14 protein-coding genes are annotated in these 19,358 nt (G+C 48.8%); 7 read left to right on the forward strand and 7 right to left on the reverse strand.

All coding sequences use genetic code 11. The features are described from left to right. Positions 1-520: 520 nt before the first annotated feature. From RIC19_RS04005 to RIC19_RS04025, 5 genes are all read left to right on the forward strand, one after another. Complete coding sequence (locus RIC19_RS04005) at positions 521-1,072, forward strand: TetR/AcrR family transcriptional regulator (protein ID WP_350177001.1); 552 nt, start codon at positions 521-523, stop codon at positions 1,070-1,072. Between the two features lie 2 nt (positions 1,073-1,074). Next, positions 1,075-1,470 carry a hypothetical protein gene (locus tag RIC19_RS04010; RefSeq protein ID WP_350177002.1) on the forward strand — a complete coding sequence of 132 codons (396 nt, stop codon included), beginning with the start codon at positions 1,075-1,077 and terminating at the stop codon, positions 1,468-1,470. Between the two features lie 210 nt (positions 1,471-1,680). Then, a complete protein-coding gene (locus RIC19_RS04015; protein ID WP_350177003.1) occupies positions 1,681-2,490 on the forward strand; it encodes an alpha/beta hydrolase in 810 nt (269 codons plus the stop codon). 157 nt (positions 2,491-2,647) lie between these two features. After that, a complete protein-coding gene (locus tag RIC19_RS04020) occupies positions 2,648-3,949 on the forward strand; it encodes a metal-dependent hydrolase family protein (RefSeq protein ID WP_350177004.1) in 1,302 nt (433 codons plus the stop codon). 140 nt (positions 3,950-4,089) lie between these two features. Further along, positions 4,090-4,806: a HupE/UreJ family protein gene (locus tag RIC19_RS04025; RefSeq protein ID WP_350177005.1), complete on the forward strand. Its 717-nt coding sequence runs from the start codon at positions 4,090-4,092 to the stop codon at positions 4,804-4,806. 83 nt (positions 4,807-4,889) lie between these two features. Here the strand turns inward: RIC19_RS04025 and RIC19_RS04030 are convergent, their stop codons facing one another. The 5 genes from RIC19_RS04030 to RIC19_RS04050 all read right to left on the reverse strand — a co-directional run bounded on the left by RIC19_RS04030 (position 4,890) and on the right by RIC19_RS04050 (position 9,385). Continuing rightward, on the reverse strand, positions 4,890-5,558 hold the full coding sequence (locus RIC19_RS04030; protein WP_350177006.1) for a hypothetical protein: 669 nt from the start codon (positions 5,556-5,558) through the stop codon (positions 4,890-4,892). A gap of 79 nt (positions 5,559-5,637) precedes the next feature. Next, positions 5,638-7,917, reverse strand: coding sequence for a TonB-dependent receptor (locus RIC19_RS04035; RefSeq protein WP_350177007.1), 2,280 nt, complete (start codon positions 7,915-7,917; stop codon positions 5,638-5,640). Positions 7,918-8,162: 245 nt separating this feature from the next. Beyond that, complete coding sequence (locus RIC19_RS04040; RefSeq protein WP_350177008.1) at positions 8,163-8,591, reverse strand: hypothetical protein; 429 nt, start codon at positions 8,589-8,591, stop codon at positions 8,163-8,165. 124 nt (positions 8,592-8,715) lie between these two features. After that, positions 8,716-9,147: a DUF4143 domain-containing protein gene (locus tag RIC19_RS04045; protein ID WP_502930822.1), complete on the reverse strand. Its 432-nt coding sequence runs from the start codon at positions 9,145-9,147 to the stop codon at positions 8,716-8,718. 64 nt (positions 9,148-9,211) lie between these two features. Beyond that, entirely contained in the window at positions 9,212-9,385 is a 174-nt protein-coding gene (locus RIC19_RS04050) for an AAA family ATPase (protein WP_350177009.1), read from the reverse strand. 290 nt (positions 9,386-9,675) lie between these two features. Here RIC19_RS04050 and mscL point away from each other — a divergent pair, with 290 nt between their 5' ends. Then, entirely contained in the window at positions 9,676-10,125 is a 450-nt protein-coding gene (mscL, locus tag RIC19_RS04055) for a large conductance mechanosensitive channel protein MscL (protein ID WP_350177010.1), read from the forward strand. An 87-nt stretch (positions 10,126-10,212) separates the two neighbouring features. Here the strand turns inward: mscL and purL are convergent, their stop codons facing one another. Then, positions 10,213-13,878, reverse strand: a complete 3,666-nt coding sequence (purL, locus tag RIC19_RS04060) for a phosphoribosylformylglycinamidine synthase (protein WP_350177011.1) — start codon at positions 13,876-13,878, stop codon at positions 10,213-10,215. Between the two features lie 184 nt (positions 13,879-14,062). Here purL and RIC19_RS04065 point away from each other — a divergent pair, with 184 nt between their 5' ends. After that, the gene (locus RIC19_RS04065) at positions 14,063-14,797 is read left to right on the forward strand and encodes a DUF3667 domain-containing protein (RefSeq protein ID WP_350177012.1); all 735 of its coding nucleotides are present in this window, start codon (positions 14,063-14,065) and stop codon (positions 14,795-14,797) included. A gap of 136 nt (positions 14,798-14,933) precedes the next feature. Here the strand turns inward: RIC19_RS04065 and RIC19_RS04070 are convergent, their stop codons facing one another. Continuing rightward, a complete protein-coding gene (locus RIC19_RS04070) occupies positions 14,934-19,085 on the reverse strand; it encodes an ATP-binding protein (protein WP_350177013.1) in 4,152 nt (1,383 codons plus the stop codon). Positions 19,086-19,358 lie beyond the last annotated feature (273 nt).

Raw genomic sequence — 19,358 nt, forward strand, 5'->3', positions numbered from 1 at the left:
AACTCACTTTCGGTGAATTCAATCTTTTGTATAAACCATGGAGTATTAATCCCCAATGCCATCGCGAATAGTTCCTTGTTTTTCATCCACCAAATTTACTCGCTTTTTTGCTATTACCCACACGATTTAGCATAGAGCCAATAATTAAGAGCGAAAGTCGGCTGAAAGCCAAGACTTTCCGCTCTGGTGTTGCACGAAACCGGAGCCGAGCGGTTTTTTGGCTGCCCGCATCCGGCAAAATTAGGCTTTAGAGCATGTTTGGAGCTCGTTACTATTGCAAACCAACGCTTTATGAACCCCGCAGAAATGCGGGGCAAGCTCTGACTTCCTCACTAAATTTTCATTTAGCCCGCTAAGCTCTAATTTAGTGACTTCGCCAGAACCATAAATCCTTGATTATCAACTGTCTTTTGCTCCAAACGCACTCTTAGATCAAAAGCATTACAACTAAATTTACTAGACGATACCGTTTATTAAATAGTTTTGCCTATATTTGTTTTCTAAACGATGACGTCTAATTATGCCGAAGATTATTGCAAAAAAAGAAGATTGGGTGGATTTAGGATACAAGCTCTTTTCTGAAAAAGGAATTTCAGGTATTGTAATTGAAACAATGGCCGAAAAACTGAAAGTCAACAAGTCAAGTTTCTATTGGCATTTCAAAACAAAAAAAGAATTTATTCAGCAACTCATCGAATTTTGGATTAATGACGAAACGGAACAGATCATAGCATTAACAAACGCTGAAAAATCAGCACTGCAAAAATTTAAAATGCTGATTAATCTTTCGTATAAACAGAAACCCAATCAAGATTTCATTTTCCACTTAAAACGATACGCTAAAAAAGAAAAAAAGACTAAAAGTATTATTGAAAAAATTGACTCTGAAAGAATTGAATATGTAAAAGGTCTTTTACAGGAAATGGGATATTCAGATCAGGATGCAAAAATTAAGTCATCACTATTTTACAAGCACTTAATTGGGTATCACGAAATGATTCGATATGAAAAACAAAGTAGTGATTACGCAAAAGAAGTTAGGAAAGAGTTAAACCAATTTATAGACTATTAATTATGAGCATACTAATTCTTACAGCAAATATTTTAGCTTTTTTGGCATTTGTAATCCACACTTTTGTCGGTGACCAAGAGTTGAAGCTGAACGAGCCGACAAGTGAAATTGACGAGAACTTCCAAAAAAGAGAAAAATGGACCATGGCAAGATGTGGATGGCATTGGGTTTCATTTGATTTGCTTTTCGCGGCGATTGGCCTTGCCCTGATTAATTTTACCAATTACTTTGACAATGAAACAACCTTATTGCAGATTTTAGCTACCTATTTTCTCGGTTATGCAATAGTATGGGCTTTGATAATTGGTATTTCAAAAAAGTTTCCGAAAAATTATTTAAAACTTGGTCAATGGATTTTGCTATTACTAATAAGCGGACTTATTTATTTCGGAATTTAAAATAAAAAGAAATGCTTAGAGCGTGTTGGACCTTTGTCTTCTAGTCGAAAACTAATAATTTTTTGGTTAGAAGAGGCACGAAAACCGAGTTTAACCTTAGTTAGATAGCCCGTCCTTCAGTTTGCGGGAAGGATTTTATTTAACAGTGATCAACTACGAAAAACTCTAAACAAGCTTTGAAACAAGAGTACTCATTAAGAAAATAACATTATGAAAAAAACAATTTACTTGCTACTCATGATCGCTGTGACGTTTAGCTGCAGCAATAAAGTAATTACGTATAACGATCCAATTCCTAAATACGACAGTTTGACCATAAGTTCAAAATTCGTAAACGAGGAACGCGTTATCAATATTTGGACACCACCAGGCTATACTGAGTCAGCAGATAGTTTTCCCGTACTTTATATGCCGGATGGCGGAATAAAAGAAGATTTTCCGCACATCGCAAATACTTTGGAAGAACTGATTAAAGGGAATAAAATTCCTCCCTATATCTTGGTGGGTATCGAAAATACTGAAAGGAGGAGAGATTTATCTGGACCTACAGAAATTGAATACGACTTGACAATTGTTCCGAATCCAGGAGGATCGGAGAACTTTAGAAGCTTTATAAAAAATGAATTGTTTCCTGAAATTGATAAAAGGTATAGAACACTTAATAAAAAAGCAATAATAGGTGAATCAGCTGCTGGTATTTTCGTAATAGAAACCTTCCTTTTAGATAATGAAATGTTCGATTATTATATTGCAATGGATCCTGCGCTATGGTATAATGAACAGTATCTGGTAAAAAACTTTGAAAATTTATCAAAGGATACTTACCATAACGAGAAGAAACTTTGGTTTGCAGGTTCAGACGCCACTGATATTTCAACTCATACTAATGAGTTAGCTCAGAAGTTAAAGGAGTCGGATAAAGATTTGATATGGAAGTATTCTGACGAACCAAATGAAAAACACAACACGATTTTCAGAGCAACCAAAGAAAAAGCATTAATTTGGACTTTAAATGAATGAAAAATGATTAGAGCATGTTTGGAGGAGCACTTCTGCGGATAACCAAAGTGTTGTGAATCCCGGTCATACCGGGACGTCATGGAAAAATACTTATTTGACCCCGCATTCTGCAGGGCAGGCTCCGCCCAACACGCTCTTAAACTCAATAAAAAGGAACATGTTAAAAGCCGCTATATTTTTATTCATTATTGTTGTTTCTTTTCAAACAAAATTATTAGGACAAGACAATATTACATACATAAAAGCCGGCTTCTTGTATGATAGTAAAAATAACAAATTACTGAAAGACAAGCTCATTAAAGTTCAGGGCAAGAAAATTGCATCTATTGGTGAGTTTGAAGCATTACCTAAGATCAGTCAAGTCATTGATTTATCTGAATACACTGTTCTCCCTGGATTAATAGATGCTCATACACATGTGCTTTTTTCTCAGGATGCTGATGAAGATTTTGCAGAACATAGTGTTCATTCACTCACTATGGAAAGTGATGCGCTGAGAGTACTGCGCGGTTATAAAAGAGCCAAAAGTTATTTGGATCAGGGCATAACAAGTATTAAGGATATTGGCAACTCTGGTCTATATCTTGATGTAGCGCTAAGGGATGCTATAAATGAGGGAACGATTGAAGGTCCACGTATTTTTGCTTCAGGGCCTATTTTGGCAGCAGATGGCGGGCAAATTTATGGAGTGTTGCCCGAACACCAAGATATTATAGATTTAGAGTATCGAATTATAAAAAGCCCAGAAGATGCAAAAAATGCAGTTCGTGAGCACGTTATTCAGAATGTAGACTTAATTAAAATTTGTGCTGATAACATTCCGAATAAAACCTATTTAACGGTAGCCGAAATCAAATCGATTGTTGAAACTGCTCACTCGTACGGCTTAATTGTTACGGCTCACTGTGTGACAAATCAATCTGCCTGGAATGCAATCGAAGGAGGAGTGGACGGAATTGAGCACGGTTTTAATGTAGCAGATACCACTTTAATCAAAATGGCGGAAGAACATGTTTTTTTAGTACCCACAGAAAATAGTAGGTCCTACATGGAAACATATGCTAAACTTGCAGGCTATAAAGAAAGTGAGTTGGATTGGATAGATGGCTATATGGGTAAATTAGAAAATCGACTAAAAAGAGCAATCGATAAAGGAGTTCTGATTGTAGCCGGTTCCGATAACTATACGGATATAAATGTATCTCGCGGGGAGTCCTCAAAAGATATGTTTAGGTATTATTTTGAAGCAGGTATGAAGCCATTAGACATTCTACAGTCTAGTACATATATTTCTGCTGTACAGCTAAAGAAGGAAAATGAAATCGGACTAATAAGCCCTCAAGCCTATGCGGATATAATAGCGGTGAAGGGAGATGTTTTAAATGATTTTATCGCTACAATAGGAAATGTTGTATTTATAATGAAGGATGGAAAAATTTATAGAGATAGCACCGAATAAAGTTTTTTTAGAAAAAAACGTTTGCCAACTGGTTTGCCCCCCCTATTATTCGGACTATTTACAGGCCGGTTACTAAAGTCCCAACACGCTCTTAATCCTGCCGGCGGCTATTTTTCGTAAGTAAAGGTAAAACCTTTATTATGAACAAGACCTTACGAACACTAATCTGTTTTTTCCCCTTATCGGCCCTGCCAGTTTTATTGATGGCCCACGGCGTCAGCAGCGCCGATCAGGCTACCCTGAATGGGGGAGGGCTGGGTGCCTATGTCTATGTGGGCGCCAAGCATATGCTCACGGGCTACGACCACCTGCTTTTTCTGGCTGGCGTTATTTTTTACCTCAACAACTTCAGGGATATCCTTCGGTTCATCACCGTTTTTACCCTTGGGCACTGCATTACCCTCATTGGTGCCACTTACCTGGGCATCACGGCAGATGAACATCTCGTGGATGCGGTCATCGCGCTTAGCGTAGTGTACAAAGGCTTCGAAAACCTCAATGGTTTTGAACGGGTGTTCAAAGCACCAGCTCCTGACCTGTTGTTTATGGTCTTTTCCTTCGGGCTGATTCATGGGTTCGGGTTGTCTACCCGCCTGCAGTCGTTTGATCTTGGTGCCGATCAGTTTCTGGCAAAAATCCTGAGCTTTAATGTCGGCGTAGAAGTGGGGCAGGTCCTTGCACTCATCCCCATCGTTTTTGTGCTAAAAAAAATACAGCAGTCGAAGCCTTACCCGGTCTTTTACAAGGTCGTTAATGTTGGCTTGATTGTGGCTGGTGCAGCTCTGCTGGCTTACCAGTTGTATGGCTTTTTTAGTGGGCAGGCGGAAGCGGCTGCTCATCTGCATACGCATTCGTGATTGTATTTAATTTACGGCTTAAATAACAAGCGCCCGGTGCTGTTGCAGCTACCGGGCGCTTTTTTTAGGAAATTAAATAACGACTAGTCACACGAAGTCGTCCGCTCAATATCACAGTAAGTCGACCACCAGGGGTTAAACTGATTGTCCTTTTCATCATTGCTCATAGCCAGCAGGGCCTCTACATCATCTCCGTACCGCAGGTGCATGTGGATGGGGTCGCCGTGCGGTGAACGGGAGATGACGTACTTAAATGCCGCACAGTCTCCATCGTAGTCTTCTACTTTTTGGAACACATCCCAGATGGATGTCTTGGACTGCTCCGGGAAGTAATGCGGGTCTGGCCGGCTGCCGATGTACTGGTAGCCGCATTCCGCCAGCTTTTGCTCCATATCGTCATGGGCGTAGAAAGCCATACGGGAGAGCGAGCCTTTGTCCTCACTGGTTTTCAGTACGAGGCGGCTGGGGTTGCGCGGGTCACTTTCCGTCAGGGAGTCATTGGGGTTCATCCGGAACTCCCCGTTCATCGCCAGGAAGCGGAAAGCCGGGCTGCCATCTGCATTGGGGTGGCTGTGCCCGTCGCCTCCATGCCCGTGGGTGTGGGTACCTGCACCATGATCATGCGTATGTGCTGTTCCGTCGTGAGCATGGGTGTGCCCGTCTTCCGCATGAGAATGGGTGCAGTAAACGATGAAGAAAGAAAGGGCCGCCAAAATCAGGGCAGCAACGATTGTACTCTTTGGGTTTTTCATATCTGTAAGGTTTGAATTTTTGTAAAAGAAAAGGGCTGAGGCTTACCGGAAGGGCAGCCTCAGCCCAGCGTGTTACTCTTTAGAAGCCGTACCGGACACCAACGCTGTAATTCCGCAGTGGAGCCGGTGCAAAAGACCGGGCATCCACGCTGCCAAATACAGACTCTGCGTAGCGGGCATTAAACAGGTTCTGGATTTCCATGAAAATCCGCCCTTCCCTCGAAGACTGTTTGTTGAAATTGTAGAAGAAGGAAAGGTGGGATACGGTGTAGCCCTCGTAGGAAGCTTCGTTATCTGGCGAAATGAAGTACCGCCCCACATCCCGGAACCGGAAGCGGCTGCCAAGGCCGGATGAGGTGACATAGGAAATATCCAGCGTGCCGATGGTCTGAGGCACGCCAGTCAGGCCTTTGCCTTCCAGGTTGTCCTCCGGATTGTTGGTGATCTCCGTCTCAATGTAGGAGAAGGTACCCGCCAGGCGCAGCCCAGGCAGGGGCGTCAACGCTATTTTAGATTCTACCCCCATGCGGCGGGTTGCTCCGGCATTGAAAAACTCCAGGGATCCCGGTGGGTTCTCCACAATTTCGTTGGAAGAGTCCAGGATGAAACCGGCAACGTCCAGCTCCAGCCAGTGATTGGGCAGATAGGTGGCGCCTACTTCATACTGCCACAGCTGTACTGGCCCGAGGTCGAGCCCGGCTTCGTACTTCAGAGCGCTGTTGGGCAGCGAAAAGCCATTGGAAACACTCGCGCGCAGATCGAACCCTTCGTACAGAGTGGAGCGAACGCCTACCTTTGGGCTAACGTTGTACAGACCGTCAATTTGGTCGTTCACTGCATTTTGCCCGGGGTCATTCGCTTCAAAGCTGCCGAAGTAAGTGTCATACCGCAGTCCTATGGAAGGACGGAAGTAAGGGCTGATGTCAAATTCCCCTTGTGCATAAGCCGATACCGATTGAATGGTAAACAAGCGGTCCTGCGTTTGCGCCTGACGCACCCGGTCTTCGGTGGCCCAGCGCATCCGCTCCGTTTGCTCGCTGTAGTACTCCAGGCCGGCAATCCAGTTGACGGAAATACCGGAGAGCTCACTGTAGCCATTCAGGCTGGCACCGGAGGCATACACATCGCGGGTGTTGAACCGCTCCGACTGCCCGCCGGGCTGGAAGCCAAATTTGGCAAAACGGGTAAATTCCTGCTGCACCGCATACCCAAATACCAGGAGGCGAAGGTTATCGCTAAAGCTGTGGTTGAGATCAAGGCGCTGGGTGTAAAACTGCTTATTGCCACCGTCGTTTTCTCCATTGGGGTCCTGCAGGTTCCGCCGGTCATCGTCTTCAAACTGAGTTTCGGAAATGTAGCCTGGGGCATTCCATTCGCTGCTGTGGCCGCGCAGGGACAGGGCGATGTCCGTTTTATCGCTCAGATCATAAGAAAACCGGCCCGTGAGGTTACCGCGCAGCGTTTCTGAATTTTCGGAATACCCATCGGTCCGGAAAAGCTGGAAGGCGAGGTTGGTCTGTAGTTGGTGATCGGACGCACCGAGCGGGATGCCTTTGCCAATGGCGACCTGTGCATCAAAGGTGTTAAAGGAACCGCCGGTGACGCTTACGTCCTGATAGTTGCCGCCTTTGCGGGTCTCTAATGCCAGGGTGCCACCCTGTGCAAACCGGCCAAACAGTACGGATGAAGGGCCTTTGTAGACTTTCATCGATTTCAAATTGAGGGGGATGAGGACGTTTAAGTCAGCATAGCCATCCGAGTGGCCTTCCGCTTCGTTTAGCGAAATGCCATCGATTTCCGCCCCGGCTTCCCCGGCGTGACCGCCGCCGCCGAATCCGCGAATGGAGAACTGATCGGCTACGCCTCCCTGCCGGTAAGCGACGAGGTCAACGCCCGGCACCTGCTCAATCAGCCGCAGGGGCTGTTCGATATTCAGGCTTTGGATTTCCTCCTGCCCGATGATGTCAACGGTAATGGTATTGTTTTCCCGGTTGAGGGCTTCGCCGCGGACGTAGATTTCGCTTAGGGAGGTCGCCGTTTGCCGGAGGGTGATGTCGACCTTTGCCGTTTGCCCGGCTGTTACTACGACGGGCTCGCTGTGGCGTTTGTACCCCACAGAACTTATGTCGAGGGTGTAGGTGCCCGGCGACAGGTTGGCAATGGTAAATTGTCCGGATTCGTTGGTGGTCGCGCCCTGGGAAGTGCCCCTGATGGCGACGTTGACGGCTACCAGCGGTTCTTCAGCTTCAGATTGTATGGTGCCGCTAATACGGCCATTGGACTGGCCCCAAAGGAGGGTCGCACTGAGACTAAATATTAGGGCAAAAGTGAGTTTTATGAGTAGTTGTGTTCGTTTCACAATAATAATTTTTGATAGGGCAACAGGCGGTTGCGTAGTGCACAGCCCGTTACATAAGGAATTGGGCCTGGACTTTCCAGGCTTTGGAATACAGGTATGAAGGGACACCGCAATACCATGGCTAACTGCAAGAAAAGGCAGGCTGTGTTTGCCGCGAAACGGTAATTCAGGCCAAACCAATCTGACTGCAAAGCAGAGCAATTGCTTCGGCACCTTCATGAAATAGAATAAATAGACGGAATAAGTTAGCCTAGGATTCTGGGAGGCGGGCAGGGTATAAGCGGGTGAACGGACTGATAAGGCAAAAGCATGCCGATCGATAGGGCACTGAGGCTTGTCTCGGGAGCAGAAGCGTAATGCATTGTGCTTAGCAGTCCGGTAAGGCTCAGCATGAGCCAGTTGAGGTGGAGGAGGCACTGCTCGGAAGCCTCCTGATCAAATGCACTAAAGGTATCCAGTAAAAAGGTAATGGCCTCATGATGCGTATGATGGTGGCCTGCACGGTGAGCCTCATCGTGATGATGGGCATGGCCTGCACCGTGGTGGTGCGTGTGCCAGTGGACTTCTCCTCCTTCAAGTGCATGAGAAAGCCAGTGTATCAGGGCTCCGGTACCTGCGCCAAAAATATTGACGCTAAGCACGACGAGCAGGAGATATGTGGTGGCTTTTTTCATGCGACTAAAGGAGTGTGTCTCTTTTAATCAAAGTACGGCGATTTCCCGGCAGGCGGATTAAAAACAGGGGAGATTCTTTTGCGAAAGCTGTAAATACGGTCGTTTTAGGGCTTTCCAACCTCCGCTATTGACGATCGGCGGCCCATTTTAAGTACCCTTCCAGCTGACTCATTAGGTAGTAAGGGAGGTTGATTAAGCGGTATTCGTATCCGGCGGGTGTCCGGGCGTTCTCCGCAGATACGGTGTTGTTCAAAAACCGGATGGCAAAGGGCGGTTGCCCGCGCTCCACAAACTGATGCAGGGACCGCAGCCGCCCCTGTGGCCCGGCTTTTACCTCAATCGGCAGCAGTTGCCCCTCATAGGGATAAACCAGGTCCACTTCGGCATTGGCGTTGGCTTTTTCCCTTACCCAGAAATGGGGCTTGAAATCCTGGTTGTTGTGAAGTGCAATCAACTCCTGACTCAGTAAGTGCTGCACGATAAACCCCCGGTAAAGGCTATTTAAGTCTGCCAGGCCCAGAAACTGCGATTGGATTTGGAGGGTATGATTCAGCAATCCCGTATCAATAAACTGAAGCCGGGGGCGTTTTTTTTAAGTCAGTGATGACAGGTGGCGCAAGCTATGCGGCAGGCTTTTCAGCGTTAAGTTTAATGAAATGATCAAAGTTGCTTGCAAGCATGCGCACGAGGGTCGACTTGCCTACCTGTCGGGCTCCGCGGATGAGTAGCGGCTTTCGGTTTGGGCTTTCTGCCCATTGCATCAAATCTTGTAATGCCCGGCGCTTTTTGATCATAAATCCAGATTTTGTAATGAATAACCCCTTATTTGTAACAAAAAGGATTTAGGGTGTATTGAACTGGCGAAGCTCCAGGGTGGGTTCTGTCCTTGCAATGACCCACAGCACCTTAGTAGTTTGACGGAAATAAAGGATACAATTTTCTTTAGGATTCGCTAAAATTCCCACACAACCTTCCTTTGGTCAGTTGGTTAGAAAATTTTAGCGAATCAAAATTGTATCCTTTATTTTTTCTCCGTCACTTAGGGCTGTTATTACTTCTACATCCAATGCATAAAACAACATCCATGAAAAAAATCCTCGATGAATTTAAGGAGTTCGCGGTCAAAGGCAATATGATTGATATTGCCATTGGTGTCATCATTGGAACGGCTTTCAACCAGGTGGTGGATACGATTGTAAAGCAGATCTTTCTGCCTCCCTTGTCTTTACTGACCAATGGGGTCAATATGGAGGATAAAAAGTGGGTGCTGCAGGAAGCCGTGTACGCGGATGGAGCCGTCCAGGCTGAGGCCATCACAGTGGGTTACGGAAAGCTGATCGAGGTGTCCGTCGATTTTCTGATCATCAGCCTGGTCGTTTTTGGCGTGGTCAAGTTTATGAACCGCCTCAAAGGCAGGGCGCAGGATACCTCAGATACCACCGTAGCCACCCCACGGGATATTGAATTGCTGAACCGGGTAACGCAGCTGCTGGAAGAGCAGAATACTTTGCTTAAAGGAAAAGCAAAGGAATAACGCTGCAAGGCATTGAGTAGACCGACCGGGGCGGCAACCTGACTTTTCGGGCATTTGTAGCTGGCGGCCAGCAAAAGGAGAAGTTGCTTACCCCGCCCGGTTCACCAGCCACTCCCGCGCATTCACAAATGCCTGAAGCCAGGGCGATACCTCATCCTGCCGGCCAGCAGGGTAGTGCGCCCAGTTCCAGGGGAAGACAGACCGCTCAATGTGCGGCATCGTAGCCAGGTGGCGGCCATCCGCGCTGACGAGCATAGCGGTGTTGTAGGCACTGCCATTGGGGTTGGCGGGATAGGCTTCGTACCCGTACTTCGCAATGATATTGTAATCGGTTTCAGCCCCCTTTAGGTCAAATTTACCCTCGCCATGGGAAATCCAAACGCCCAGGGTACTACCCTCCAGACCGGACAGCATCACGGAGTTGTTTTTGCCAATTTTCACGGAAGTGAAACCGCTTTCGTGCTTGTGGGAATCATTAAAATCCATCAGCGGGTGCGGATCCTGCTCCGGGTAGATGAGCCCGAGCTCCATGAATAGCTGACAGCCGTTGCAAATGCCTACCGAGAGCACATCCTCGCGTGCGAAGAAGTCTTCAAGTGCCTTTTTGGCCAGCTCGTTGTACTTGAAGGTGCCCGCCCAGCCTTTGGCAGAGCCCAGTACATCGGAATTAGAGAAGCCGCCTACGGCGCCCAGGAATTGGATGTCTTCCAGCGTCTCCTTGCCGGTCATCAGGTCGGTCATGTGCACGTCCCGGACTTCAAAGCCAGCCAGGTACAGCGCGTGAGCCAGCTCGCGTTCGGAGTTGCTGCCCTTTTCGCGCAGGATGGCGGCTTTGGGTTTGTGGGCATTCTCTTTTAGCTCCGGCAGTCGGCCGCTGAAATGGGCAGGGAATTGATACTGCAGCGGTTGGTTTTTATAATTGGCGTAGCGCGCATCGGCCAGCCCATTGGCCGTTTGCTTTTGGTCGAGCAGCCAGGAGGTTTCGTACCACGCGTCCCGGAGTTTGGGGATGTCGAAGGTGTGCTGCTCCTCACCATTTTGGATGCGTAAAGCATCTCCGGAAGTCACGATACCGATGCGGTGGCAGGGGATGGGGAAGTCGGCAAGCGCGGCGGCACTTTCTTCATCTCTTAGCTGCAAAACTACACCGGCATTTTCTGCAAACAAAACCTTGACCGTATCGGGCTCCCCGAGTACACTTAGGTCAAGGTCGGCGGAGAGGTTGTTGTCTGCAAAGCACATTTCCAGCAGGGTGGTGATCAGTCCGCCGGAGGCTACGTCATGTCCGGCAACGACTGCTCCGCTTTTAATCAAGTCTTGTAGCGCATTGAAGGCCGCCGCCAGCTTCTGAGCACCCTTGACATCCGGGGCTTTTGAGCCAATCTTATTGCGCACCTGCGCGAAGGAACTGCCACCCAGTTGAAAGTCATCCTGCGAAAGATTGAGGTAGTACACCGGGCCAGCGTCCTTTTGGAATACCGGCTCAACAACCTTATTGATATCCGAGCAAACACCTACCCCGGAAATGATCACCGTACCCGGCGCCAGTACATCCCCATCCGGATATTTCTGCTTCATGGACAGGGAGTCCTTGCCAGTGGGCACGTTGATGCCGAGTTCGATGCAGAAGTCGGATACCGCCTGCACCGCTTCGTACAGGCGGGCGTCTTCCCCCTCGTTGCGGCAGGGCCACATCCAGTTAGCAGAGAGGGAGACGGACTTCAGCCCTTCCTCCAGCGGTGCCCAGACGATATTGGTCAGTGCTTCGGTAATGGCATTTCTGGAACCGGCTTTCGGGTCGATCAGGGCATTGACCGGAGCGTGTCCTATGGAAGTAGCGACGCCATTTGGAGTGTCGTACCCCAGCGCCATAACGCCGCAGTTGTTTAGGGGCAGTTGCAGCGGGCCGGCACACTGCTGTTTGGCCACCAGGCCTCCCACGCAGCGGTCTACCTTATTGGTCAGCCAATCCTTGCAGGCCACGGCTTCCAGGCGGAGTACCTGCTCCAGGTATTCCTGAATTTTGTCAGGGTCATAGTCTACGGCCTCGTACTGCCGCTCCACGGCCTGATCTTCCATAATGGTCTTCGGAGAGCTGCCAAAGAGGTCCGCCAGGTCGAGGTCCAGCGGTTTCTCAGCTCTGGATTCGGAAACGGCCGAGAAGCGCATGTCGCCGGTCACTTCGCCTACGACATACATTGGGGCCCGTTCGCGCTCCGCGATTTTTTGCAGGAGCGGAAGGTCATCGGAAGCGACAATCAGCCCCATACGTTCTTGGGATTCATTGCCCAGTATTTCTTTGGCAGAAAGAGTGGGGTCTCCGATGGGCAAGGCGTCCAGGTCGATGCGGCCACCGGTCTCTTCCACCAGTTCGGAAAAGCAGTTGAGGTGGCCGCCTGCGCCGTGGTCGTGAATGGCGATGATGGGGTTCTTTGTACTTTCCACGAGGTTACGTATGGTATTGGCAACCCGCTTCTGCATTTCCGGGTTGGAACGCTGCACGGCATTCAGGGTGATACCCGTGTCGAAGGCACCGGTATCGGCTGAGGAAACGGCAGCGCCGCCCATACCAATGCGGTAGTTGTCGCCACCCAGCAGCACGATTTTATCGCCTTTCCGGGGCGTTTGTTTCAGGGCCTGATCCAGGATGCCCGAGCCCACGCCCCCAGCCAGCATAATGACTTTGTCAAAACCCAGTTGGCGGGCGTGCTCAGCGTGCTCGAAGGTGAGCAGAGAGCCGGCAATGAGGGGCTGCCCGAATTTATTGCCAAAATCAGAGGCTCCGTTGGAGGCTTTGATGAGGATGTCCATGGGCGTTTGGTACAGCCACTGCCGCTCGGGTATGGCTTTTTCCCAGGGGCGGTTTTCCATCAGGCGGGAGTAGGCGGTCATGTACACCGCTGTTCCGGCCAGGGGCAGCGAGCCGATGCCACCTGCCATGCGGTCCCGGATTTCCCCTCCGCTGCCGGTGGCTGCCCCGTTGAAAGGCTCCACTGTGGTCGGGAAGTTGTGGGTTTCTGCTTTGAGCGAGACCACAGTATCCACGTCTTTTTTGCTGTAGTTGGAAGGCTCGTCCGGGCGCTCGGGCGCAAATTGGCGGAGTTGTGGGCCCTTTAGGAAAGCAACGTTGTCCTTGTATGCCGAGACGATGCTGTTGGGGTGGGCTTTGGAAGTCTTCCGGATCATAGCGAACAGGGAGTCCGGCTGCTCCTGCCCGTCGATCACGAAGGTGCCGTTGAAAATCTTGTGCCGGCAATGCTCGCTGTTGATTTGCGAAAACCCGAATACCTCTGAGTCGGTCAGCTTGCGGCCAATACGCTCGGCGACTTCCTCCAGGTAAGCGACTTCCTCCTCGCTCAGGGCCAGGCCCTCCGCCGCATTATAAGCTGAGATATCGTCAACAGGCCGGATGGGCTCCGGTTGGACGTGTATGGTGAACAGCTGCTGATCGAGCCCGTCAAAGCGTTGCTTAAGCATAGGGTCGAAGGGCGCAGTTGCCGAAAAAGGCGTGTACTGCTCTATTCTCCGGATGCCGCTGATGCCCATGTTTTGGGTAATTTCCACCGCATTGGTGCTCCAGGGGGAGACCATAGCTGCGCGTGGGCCGATGAAATGACCGTCTACTGCCGGTCCTTCCAGCTTAGGCTGATCGCCAAAGAGCCAGGTGAGCTTGGCCACATCGCTGTCGGTGAGGGTGGCTGTAGCCTGAACGGCAAAATGGATTCGTTGGGGGTCTCCGAAGAAGTGGATCATCAGCTTATGGATTTAACATTTGCGCAAAGGTCGCTTGTTCGGGTTAAATTGCCAAGGTTTTGCGGTGGGGAGTTGGGATTTCTCTCCGGGCCGCAGCCATTGCGAAGAGAAGGGCTTTTTTATTTGCTTTTTCTTACGATATTGAGTTTGTATTACTCAAAGGTCCAAACCCGAAACACCTCTAATGACCATGACTCAGACCGCCAAGTGCAAGCGCTGCAACCATGAGCTCTCCGGTGAATTTTGCTCCGCCTGCGGGCATCCGAGCAAACTGAAACGGATTGACGGGCGCTATTTGCTGTCCGAAATGAGTAGTGTGCTCAACTTTGATAAAGGCATCCTGTATACCATTCGGGAGCTTTTTCTTAGGCCCGGAGATAGTATTCGAAGATATATTAAGGAAGACCGCAGCAGGTTAGTCAAGCCAGTCATTTTTCTTATCGTTTGTTCGTTGGCTTATACTATAGGGCAGCAATTTCTGAACTTTGAGAAGGATTATGCTCAGGCAAACGTACAGGTATCCGGGGAGTCTGCTGTCAGGGATATACTGGTATGGATGCAAAAAAATTATGGCTATGCCAACATCATAATGGCTTTTTTTATAGCCTTTTGGGTTCAGGTCCTTTTCCGAAGGAGAGGCTATAATTACTTCGAAGTCCTGATCCTGCTGTTTTATGTGATTGGGTTAGGCATGCTAATTATGGCCGTATTTGGAGTTGTGGAAAGCCTTGTTGGGTTTGGGATGCTTAGTATCGGTGGGTTGATTGCATATGCTTATGCCGGATGGGCTATCGCCCGCTTTTATGATAAACGAAAGAAAATCAACTACCTCAAAGGCTTTTTAGCCTACACTATAGGAACGGTTACTGCATTTGCCGCAGCCATCCTTATCGGTATGTTGATTGATGCAATGACTTGAATTTAGAAAAGAAAGGAGAAGAACGTGGGAATAGGATGAAGCACCTGCTCAAAATTAGGAATTTAAGCACGATTTCGATAGTAAATCTATCGAAAAAGACAAGTGATTTTTAATGGATGGAATGCGAAGTACAGCCCTACTGAAAATAATCCCCTGGCTTCTTCCCAAAGCGCTGATCGTATACCTTAGTCAGGTAGCTGCCCGAGCTGTAGCCGGCAGCCTGTGCTACTTCATTGACGGTGGTGTACACCTGCCGTTCGAGGAGTTGCCGGGCAAGTTGAAGCCGGGCCTCCTGAATGTAGTTATTGGGGGTAAGGCCGGTGAGTTTTTTTAGCCTGCGGGCAAACTGCCGTTCACTGAGGAAGACTTGCTCAGCCAGCAGGAGAGTGTTGAGCTTAATCCCTTTTTCAAGCGCTGCTTTAGCCGCTGTTTCTACTTCCTTTAGCCAGTCCTGGTCGGCAGAAGTTGATTTGGTCTTGAATTCAAAATCCGGCTGGGCCAGTGGTGCAGGATCCGGCTCGGGGACAGCCTGCCGGGTTTGGTAGTTGCGGATGAGGTTTTCCATCCTGGCTTTGAGCTCGTCCGGAGAGAAGGGCTTGAGCAGGTAGTCGTCCACCCCCATGCGCAGGGCCTGTAGCTTGTCTTCCTCGGCAGACCGTGCAGTGAGCATAATGACGGGCAATTGTTGCCAGTCTGCATGTGCTTTTATTTTTTCCAGAAGGGTATAGCCGTCCATCTCCGGCATCATAACATCAGAGACGATTAACTCAATATCCTGGACTTCAGCGCTCTTCGACTCCAGCCAGGACCAGGCTTCTGCGCCATGGTTGGCCACCTGGCAGTGGTAGGTATCTGAAAGGAGCTCCAGGAGCAACTGCTGCATGTCGAGATTGTCCTCCACAATCAGGACTTTCGGGTGCCCGCTGCCGTTGAGGGAGGCTGGGCGTTCGACCGTTTCCGGGAACGAACGTACTGGTATTGGTTTGGAAAGAAGTGGGTGTGCCGCTTTTTCGCCCTCAGCCCGCTTTGCTGGAATGGTTAATGTGAAAGTGGCTCCCTCGTCCCATTTGCTCTCTACGGTGATCGCCCCATTCATCAGTTCTGCCATTTCCTGGGACAGGGCCAGGCCAATGCCGGTACCGCCTTCGGTGGCTATTTCGGTCTTCCGGGTTTGGAAGTACCGGTCGAATATGTGGGGGAGGTCCTCTCCGGGGATGCCCCGTCCGCTATCGGTAACCTCAATGAAAAGGTTCCCGGCGGCTTGCCGGCTCCGCATCGTAATGGCCCCGTTTTTAGGCGTGAACTTGAGCGCATTGGACAGTAAGTTATTGATGATTTTCTCAAAACGGTTGCGGTCAATCAGGTAGAGGGCATCTTCTTCCAGTTCGCATTCCAACTGGTATTCGATATGCTTCAAATGGGCACCGGACTCATAAGCGGCAAACAGTTGACGGCAAAATACGGCAAGGGGGGTAGGCACTTCCTTTAGTTCGGCCTTTTTGGCTTCCAGTCTGGAGAGTTCGAGCAGTTCTTCGATCAGCCGGCTTAGCTTGTCAGCGTTGTTGAGTACTTTCTGCAGGCCCTCTTTTATAGTGTGTGTCAGGGAGGAACCCTGGGCTTGGATTAAATGTTCCAGTGGTGCTTTGATGAGCGTCACTGGCGTGCGCAGTTCATGAGAAATGTTGGTAAAAAACCGGGACTTCAGCTCATCCAGCTGTTTCAGTTCTTCCGCTTGCTGCTCGATGAGCTTTTTATCCTTACGAATCTGCCGGGTGCGTAGCCTCACCTCGCGTTCCAGCCGCCTGGACTCCTGCTGTTTGTTACGGGCCCAAAGCAGCCCAAAGGCTATAAATGGAAGGGCAAGCAGCAAATAGAACCAGGCTTGCTTGTAAAAGAATTCCCGGGCGTGGATATCTATGGCAATAGGGTTAGTAGTCCAGTTATTCCTGAAATCAGCCCCCTTTATCAGCAACCGGTATTTTCCGGCAGGCAGACGGCTGATGTTCAGTTCCGGCTGAGTGCCCAGGTAGCGCCAGTCTTTGTCTTTGCCTTCGATCATATAGGCATATCGGTTGTCCTTCGGCTTCAGATAACTGGAAAGCCCAAACCTGAGGCGCAGATGGGGGTGCTCGGGTGCGATCTCCAATACACCCAAATTGCCCAGGTTCCGGTGCCGGACGACTTCGGCGTTCAATTCCGTATCGTAATAGCCGATCTCCGTCAAATAAATCTTGACCTCTTCTCCGGATTGGAGTTCATTCTTTAAGGCAGTAGGATCAAGAATACTGGCCCCTTCCCGACTGCCAAACCATAACTTGCCATCTTCATCCTTAAAAGGGTCAAAACGCTCAAAGACGTCAGAAGTGAGCCCATCTTCCTTGTGGAAGCTATTGAGGACTACCCCTTCTTTTGAAACCAGATTAATTCCATATTCTGTACCCACCCAAATATCTCCTTCATTATCCTCAATGATACTCATGACGGTATTACTGGAAAGGCCCTGACCTTTATTGATCACCTTGATCGTTTTTGATTTTGGGTCATAGAGGTTCAAACCTCCAAGAAGCGTACCCAGCCACAACCGTCCCCGTTGGTCTTCCCAAATGGAAGTAAAGCGGAAGTCTGAAAAGCCTTGTTCGGTACTCAGCTTTTCGCTTTGTTCCTTTTCGAGATCTATTCTCCACAAACCATTATTGGTGGGTATCCAAATCATCCCATTGCCGGCTACCAGGATATCCCGGACAAAGCCCTGAAAACTTCGCTGAACCCCCGGACCAAAGGATACTTCTTTATTCGTCTTTAAATCCAAAAACAAAATCTCAGACCGGCCGTATTGAATAATCGCAAGGTCATCCCGCACCAATGCAAAAAGAGCTGACCGGGTTTTCAAAGGGTAGGTTTTACAGCTTTGGAGGCGGGGTTCAAAGCGCACAAGATGGCTATGAGAAAGTAGCCATAAACTCCCTTTGTCGTCGGGAATGATCTGCTGCCTCATCCCGTTGCCAAACGGAGGGGGGGTGATGTGGCAGTCCGTACCCTTGAAGGCAGTGGTTTCACCTGTCTCCTGATTATATGTGAACCAGCCGTCTCTGACGGTATTGATAAGCACACGTCGGTCCGGGAGCTGAGCCATGGAGCTGATCCATTTACCCTGTAGCGTTTGCTGGATCAACTTTTGGTTTCGGATCCCTGCGGTGACCAAGCCTTTGCCTGTGATCATGAAAACCTGTTGCATGAAATTTTGGCTTGCAAGGCTTCTGATTTCCTTCTGGCCTGCGATTACATCTGAATAATCAAACCACGCACCGCTGCTGGTGGAAAGGAGCGCATGATAATCTCCGGAGCGGTCCATGAACAGCAGGCAAATTTGCCCTGCCTGATCCGGAAAGATATCTTGTACCTGCCAGGTATCAGGAAACTGATCAGCTGTAGTAGCAAAGTGGTCCTGGACGGGATCATATTTCAATAATTGTAGTCCTTCTACTGCGGGCAACAAGAGGTAGGCATCTCCCTGAGCATTTAAAAATACCTTGGGACGTGGCCGATTGTCTTTGTTATCGGGGACAGAGATCGACCCCTTCGTCTTAAAATCCTTAAGTGTATAGACCTTTTTTTCTAACCGTTCAGTATCAAACCTAATGATTTCGAAGTCGGGTGAACCAATCCAGATTTCTTCTTCTTCATTTCGCAAAAAGTAGCTATCCAGCCTCCCGGAGGTTATTGGGTGCCTGAAAGAAGAAATAGGGGTGAGCTGATCGTCCTCCAGTTGGAATAATGCAAGGGTACTGTCTTGCTTCATGCCCAGAATATGAGATTTTCCATATTCTGTGGATACGGCAAGCGTACGAAGGATTTGTAAAGCGTTGTCTGTGAATAAATTTGTTTTGCTTATCCGGGTATCGGGGTCCATTACGAAAAAGCCGTTTTGCCTTTCAGTACCCAGAATACGCCCGCTTTCTTCAACTGCTCTGACCCATGGGACGTCTAGTATGCTTCCATCTTCTTTGAATGCTTCAATAGGCTGAAAGCTATATCCGTCAAACTGGAACAAACCAATAGAGTTGATCAGAATATCGACACCACAGGGTTTAAGCCAGAGCCGCCCTTTTCTATCGAGCATCGTACCCTCGAAGCATTTTTTGGAGTAAGGGTCATTTTCTTTGTAGAAGGTGTTGAGGTAGGAGCGCTCCAGCTTGGGCAGAGCCTGCACCTGTTGTGCAACAGCACCTGGTATTGCACAGCCCCAAATGATTAAGAGTAGGAACAGGATGCGCTCTCGCATCTTCATCGTGTTATTTGCCTATGTTAGATTTGAATCGCTCCTCAAATATAGACTAAAGTAGGAAGGGAGCAGGCTGTTTGCCAATTTTATTGATAATGTGTCCAATTTTTTGACCAATTGGGATTAAAGATAAATAACTAGATTTTAATAAAGTTAAATCCAGACCATGCGCGCTCGTGTGTGCGCGAGTTTGGCTGGTTGAAAAAAATCTGCTATGTTATATAGCATGATAGACACAGACCAAATACGAAGCAACCCCGCCCAGCTAAAAGCACTGAC

The sequence above is a fragment of the Phaeodactylibacter sp. genome (assembly GCF_040219495.1).
In the GTDB taxonomy this organism is placed as follows: Bacteria; Bacteroidota; Bacteroidia; order Chitinophagales; family Saprospiraceae; genus Phaeodactylibacter.

What these genes read in the sequence shown, in the direction of transcription:
- RIC19_RS04005 (WP_350177001.1), top strand. Translation starts at nt 521, where the DNA reads ATGCCGAAGATTATTGCAAAAAAAGAAGATTGGGTGGATTTAGGATAC.
- RIC19_RS04010 (WP_350177002.1), top strand. Translation starts at nt 1,075, where the DNA reads ATGAGCATACTAATTCTTACAGCAAATATTTTAGCTTTTTTGGCATTT.
- RIC19_RS04015 (WP_350177003.1), top strand. Translation starts at nt 1,681, where the DNA reads ATGAAAAAAACAATTTACTTGCTACTCATGATCGCTGTGACGTTTAGC.
- RIC19_RS04020 (WP_350177004.1), top strand. Translation starts at nt 2,648, where the DNA reads ATGTTAAAAGCCGCTATATTTTTATTCATTATTGTTGTTTCTTTTCAA.
- RIC19_RS04025 (WP_350177005.1), top strand. Translation starts at nt 4,090, where the DNA reads ATGAACAAGACCTTACGAACACTAATCTGTTTTTTCCCCTTATCGGCC.
- RIC19_RS04030 (WP_350177006.1), bottom strand. Translation starts at nt 5,558, where the DNA reads ATGAAAAACCCAAAGAGTACAATCGTTGCTGCCCTGATTTTGGCGGCC.
- RIC19_RS04040 (WP_350177008.1), bottom strand. Translation starts at nt 8,591, where the DNA reads ATGAAAAAAGCCACCACATATCTCCTGCTCGTCGTGCTTAGCGTCAAT.
- RIC19_RS04050 (WP_350177009.1), bottom strand. Translation starts at nt 9,385, where the DNA reads ATGATCAAAAAGCGCCGGGCATTACAAGATTTGATGCAATGGGCAGAA.
- mscL (WP_350177010.1), top strand. Translation starts at nt 9,676, where the DNA reads ATGAAAAAAATCCTCGATGAATTTAAGGAGTTCGCGGTCAAAGGCAAT.
- purL (WP_350177011.1), bottom strand. Translation starts at nt 13,878, where the DNA reads ATGATCCACTTCTTCGGAGACCCCCAACGAATCCATTTTGCCGTTCAG.
- RIC19_RS04065 (WP_350177012.1), top strand. Translation starts at nt 14,063, where the DNA reads ATGACCATGACTCAGACCGCCAAGTGCAAGCGCTGCAACCATGAGCTC.
- RIC19_RS04070 (WP_350177013.1), bottom strand. Translation starts at nt 19,085, where the DNA reads ATGAAGATGCGAGAGCGCATCCTGTTCCTACTCTTAATCATTTGGGGC.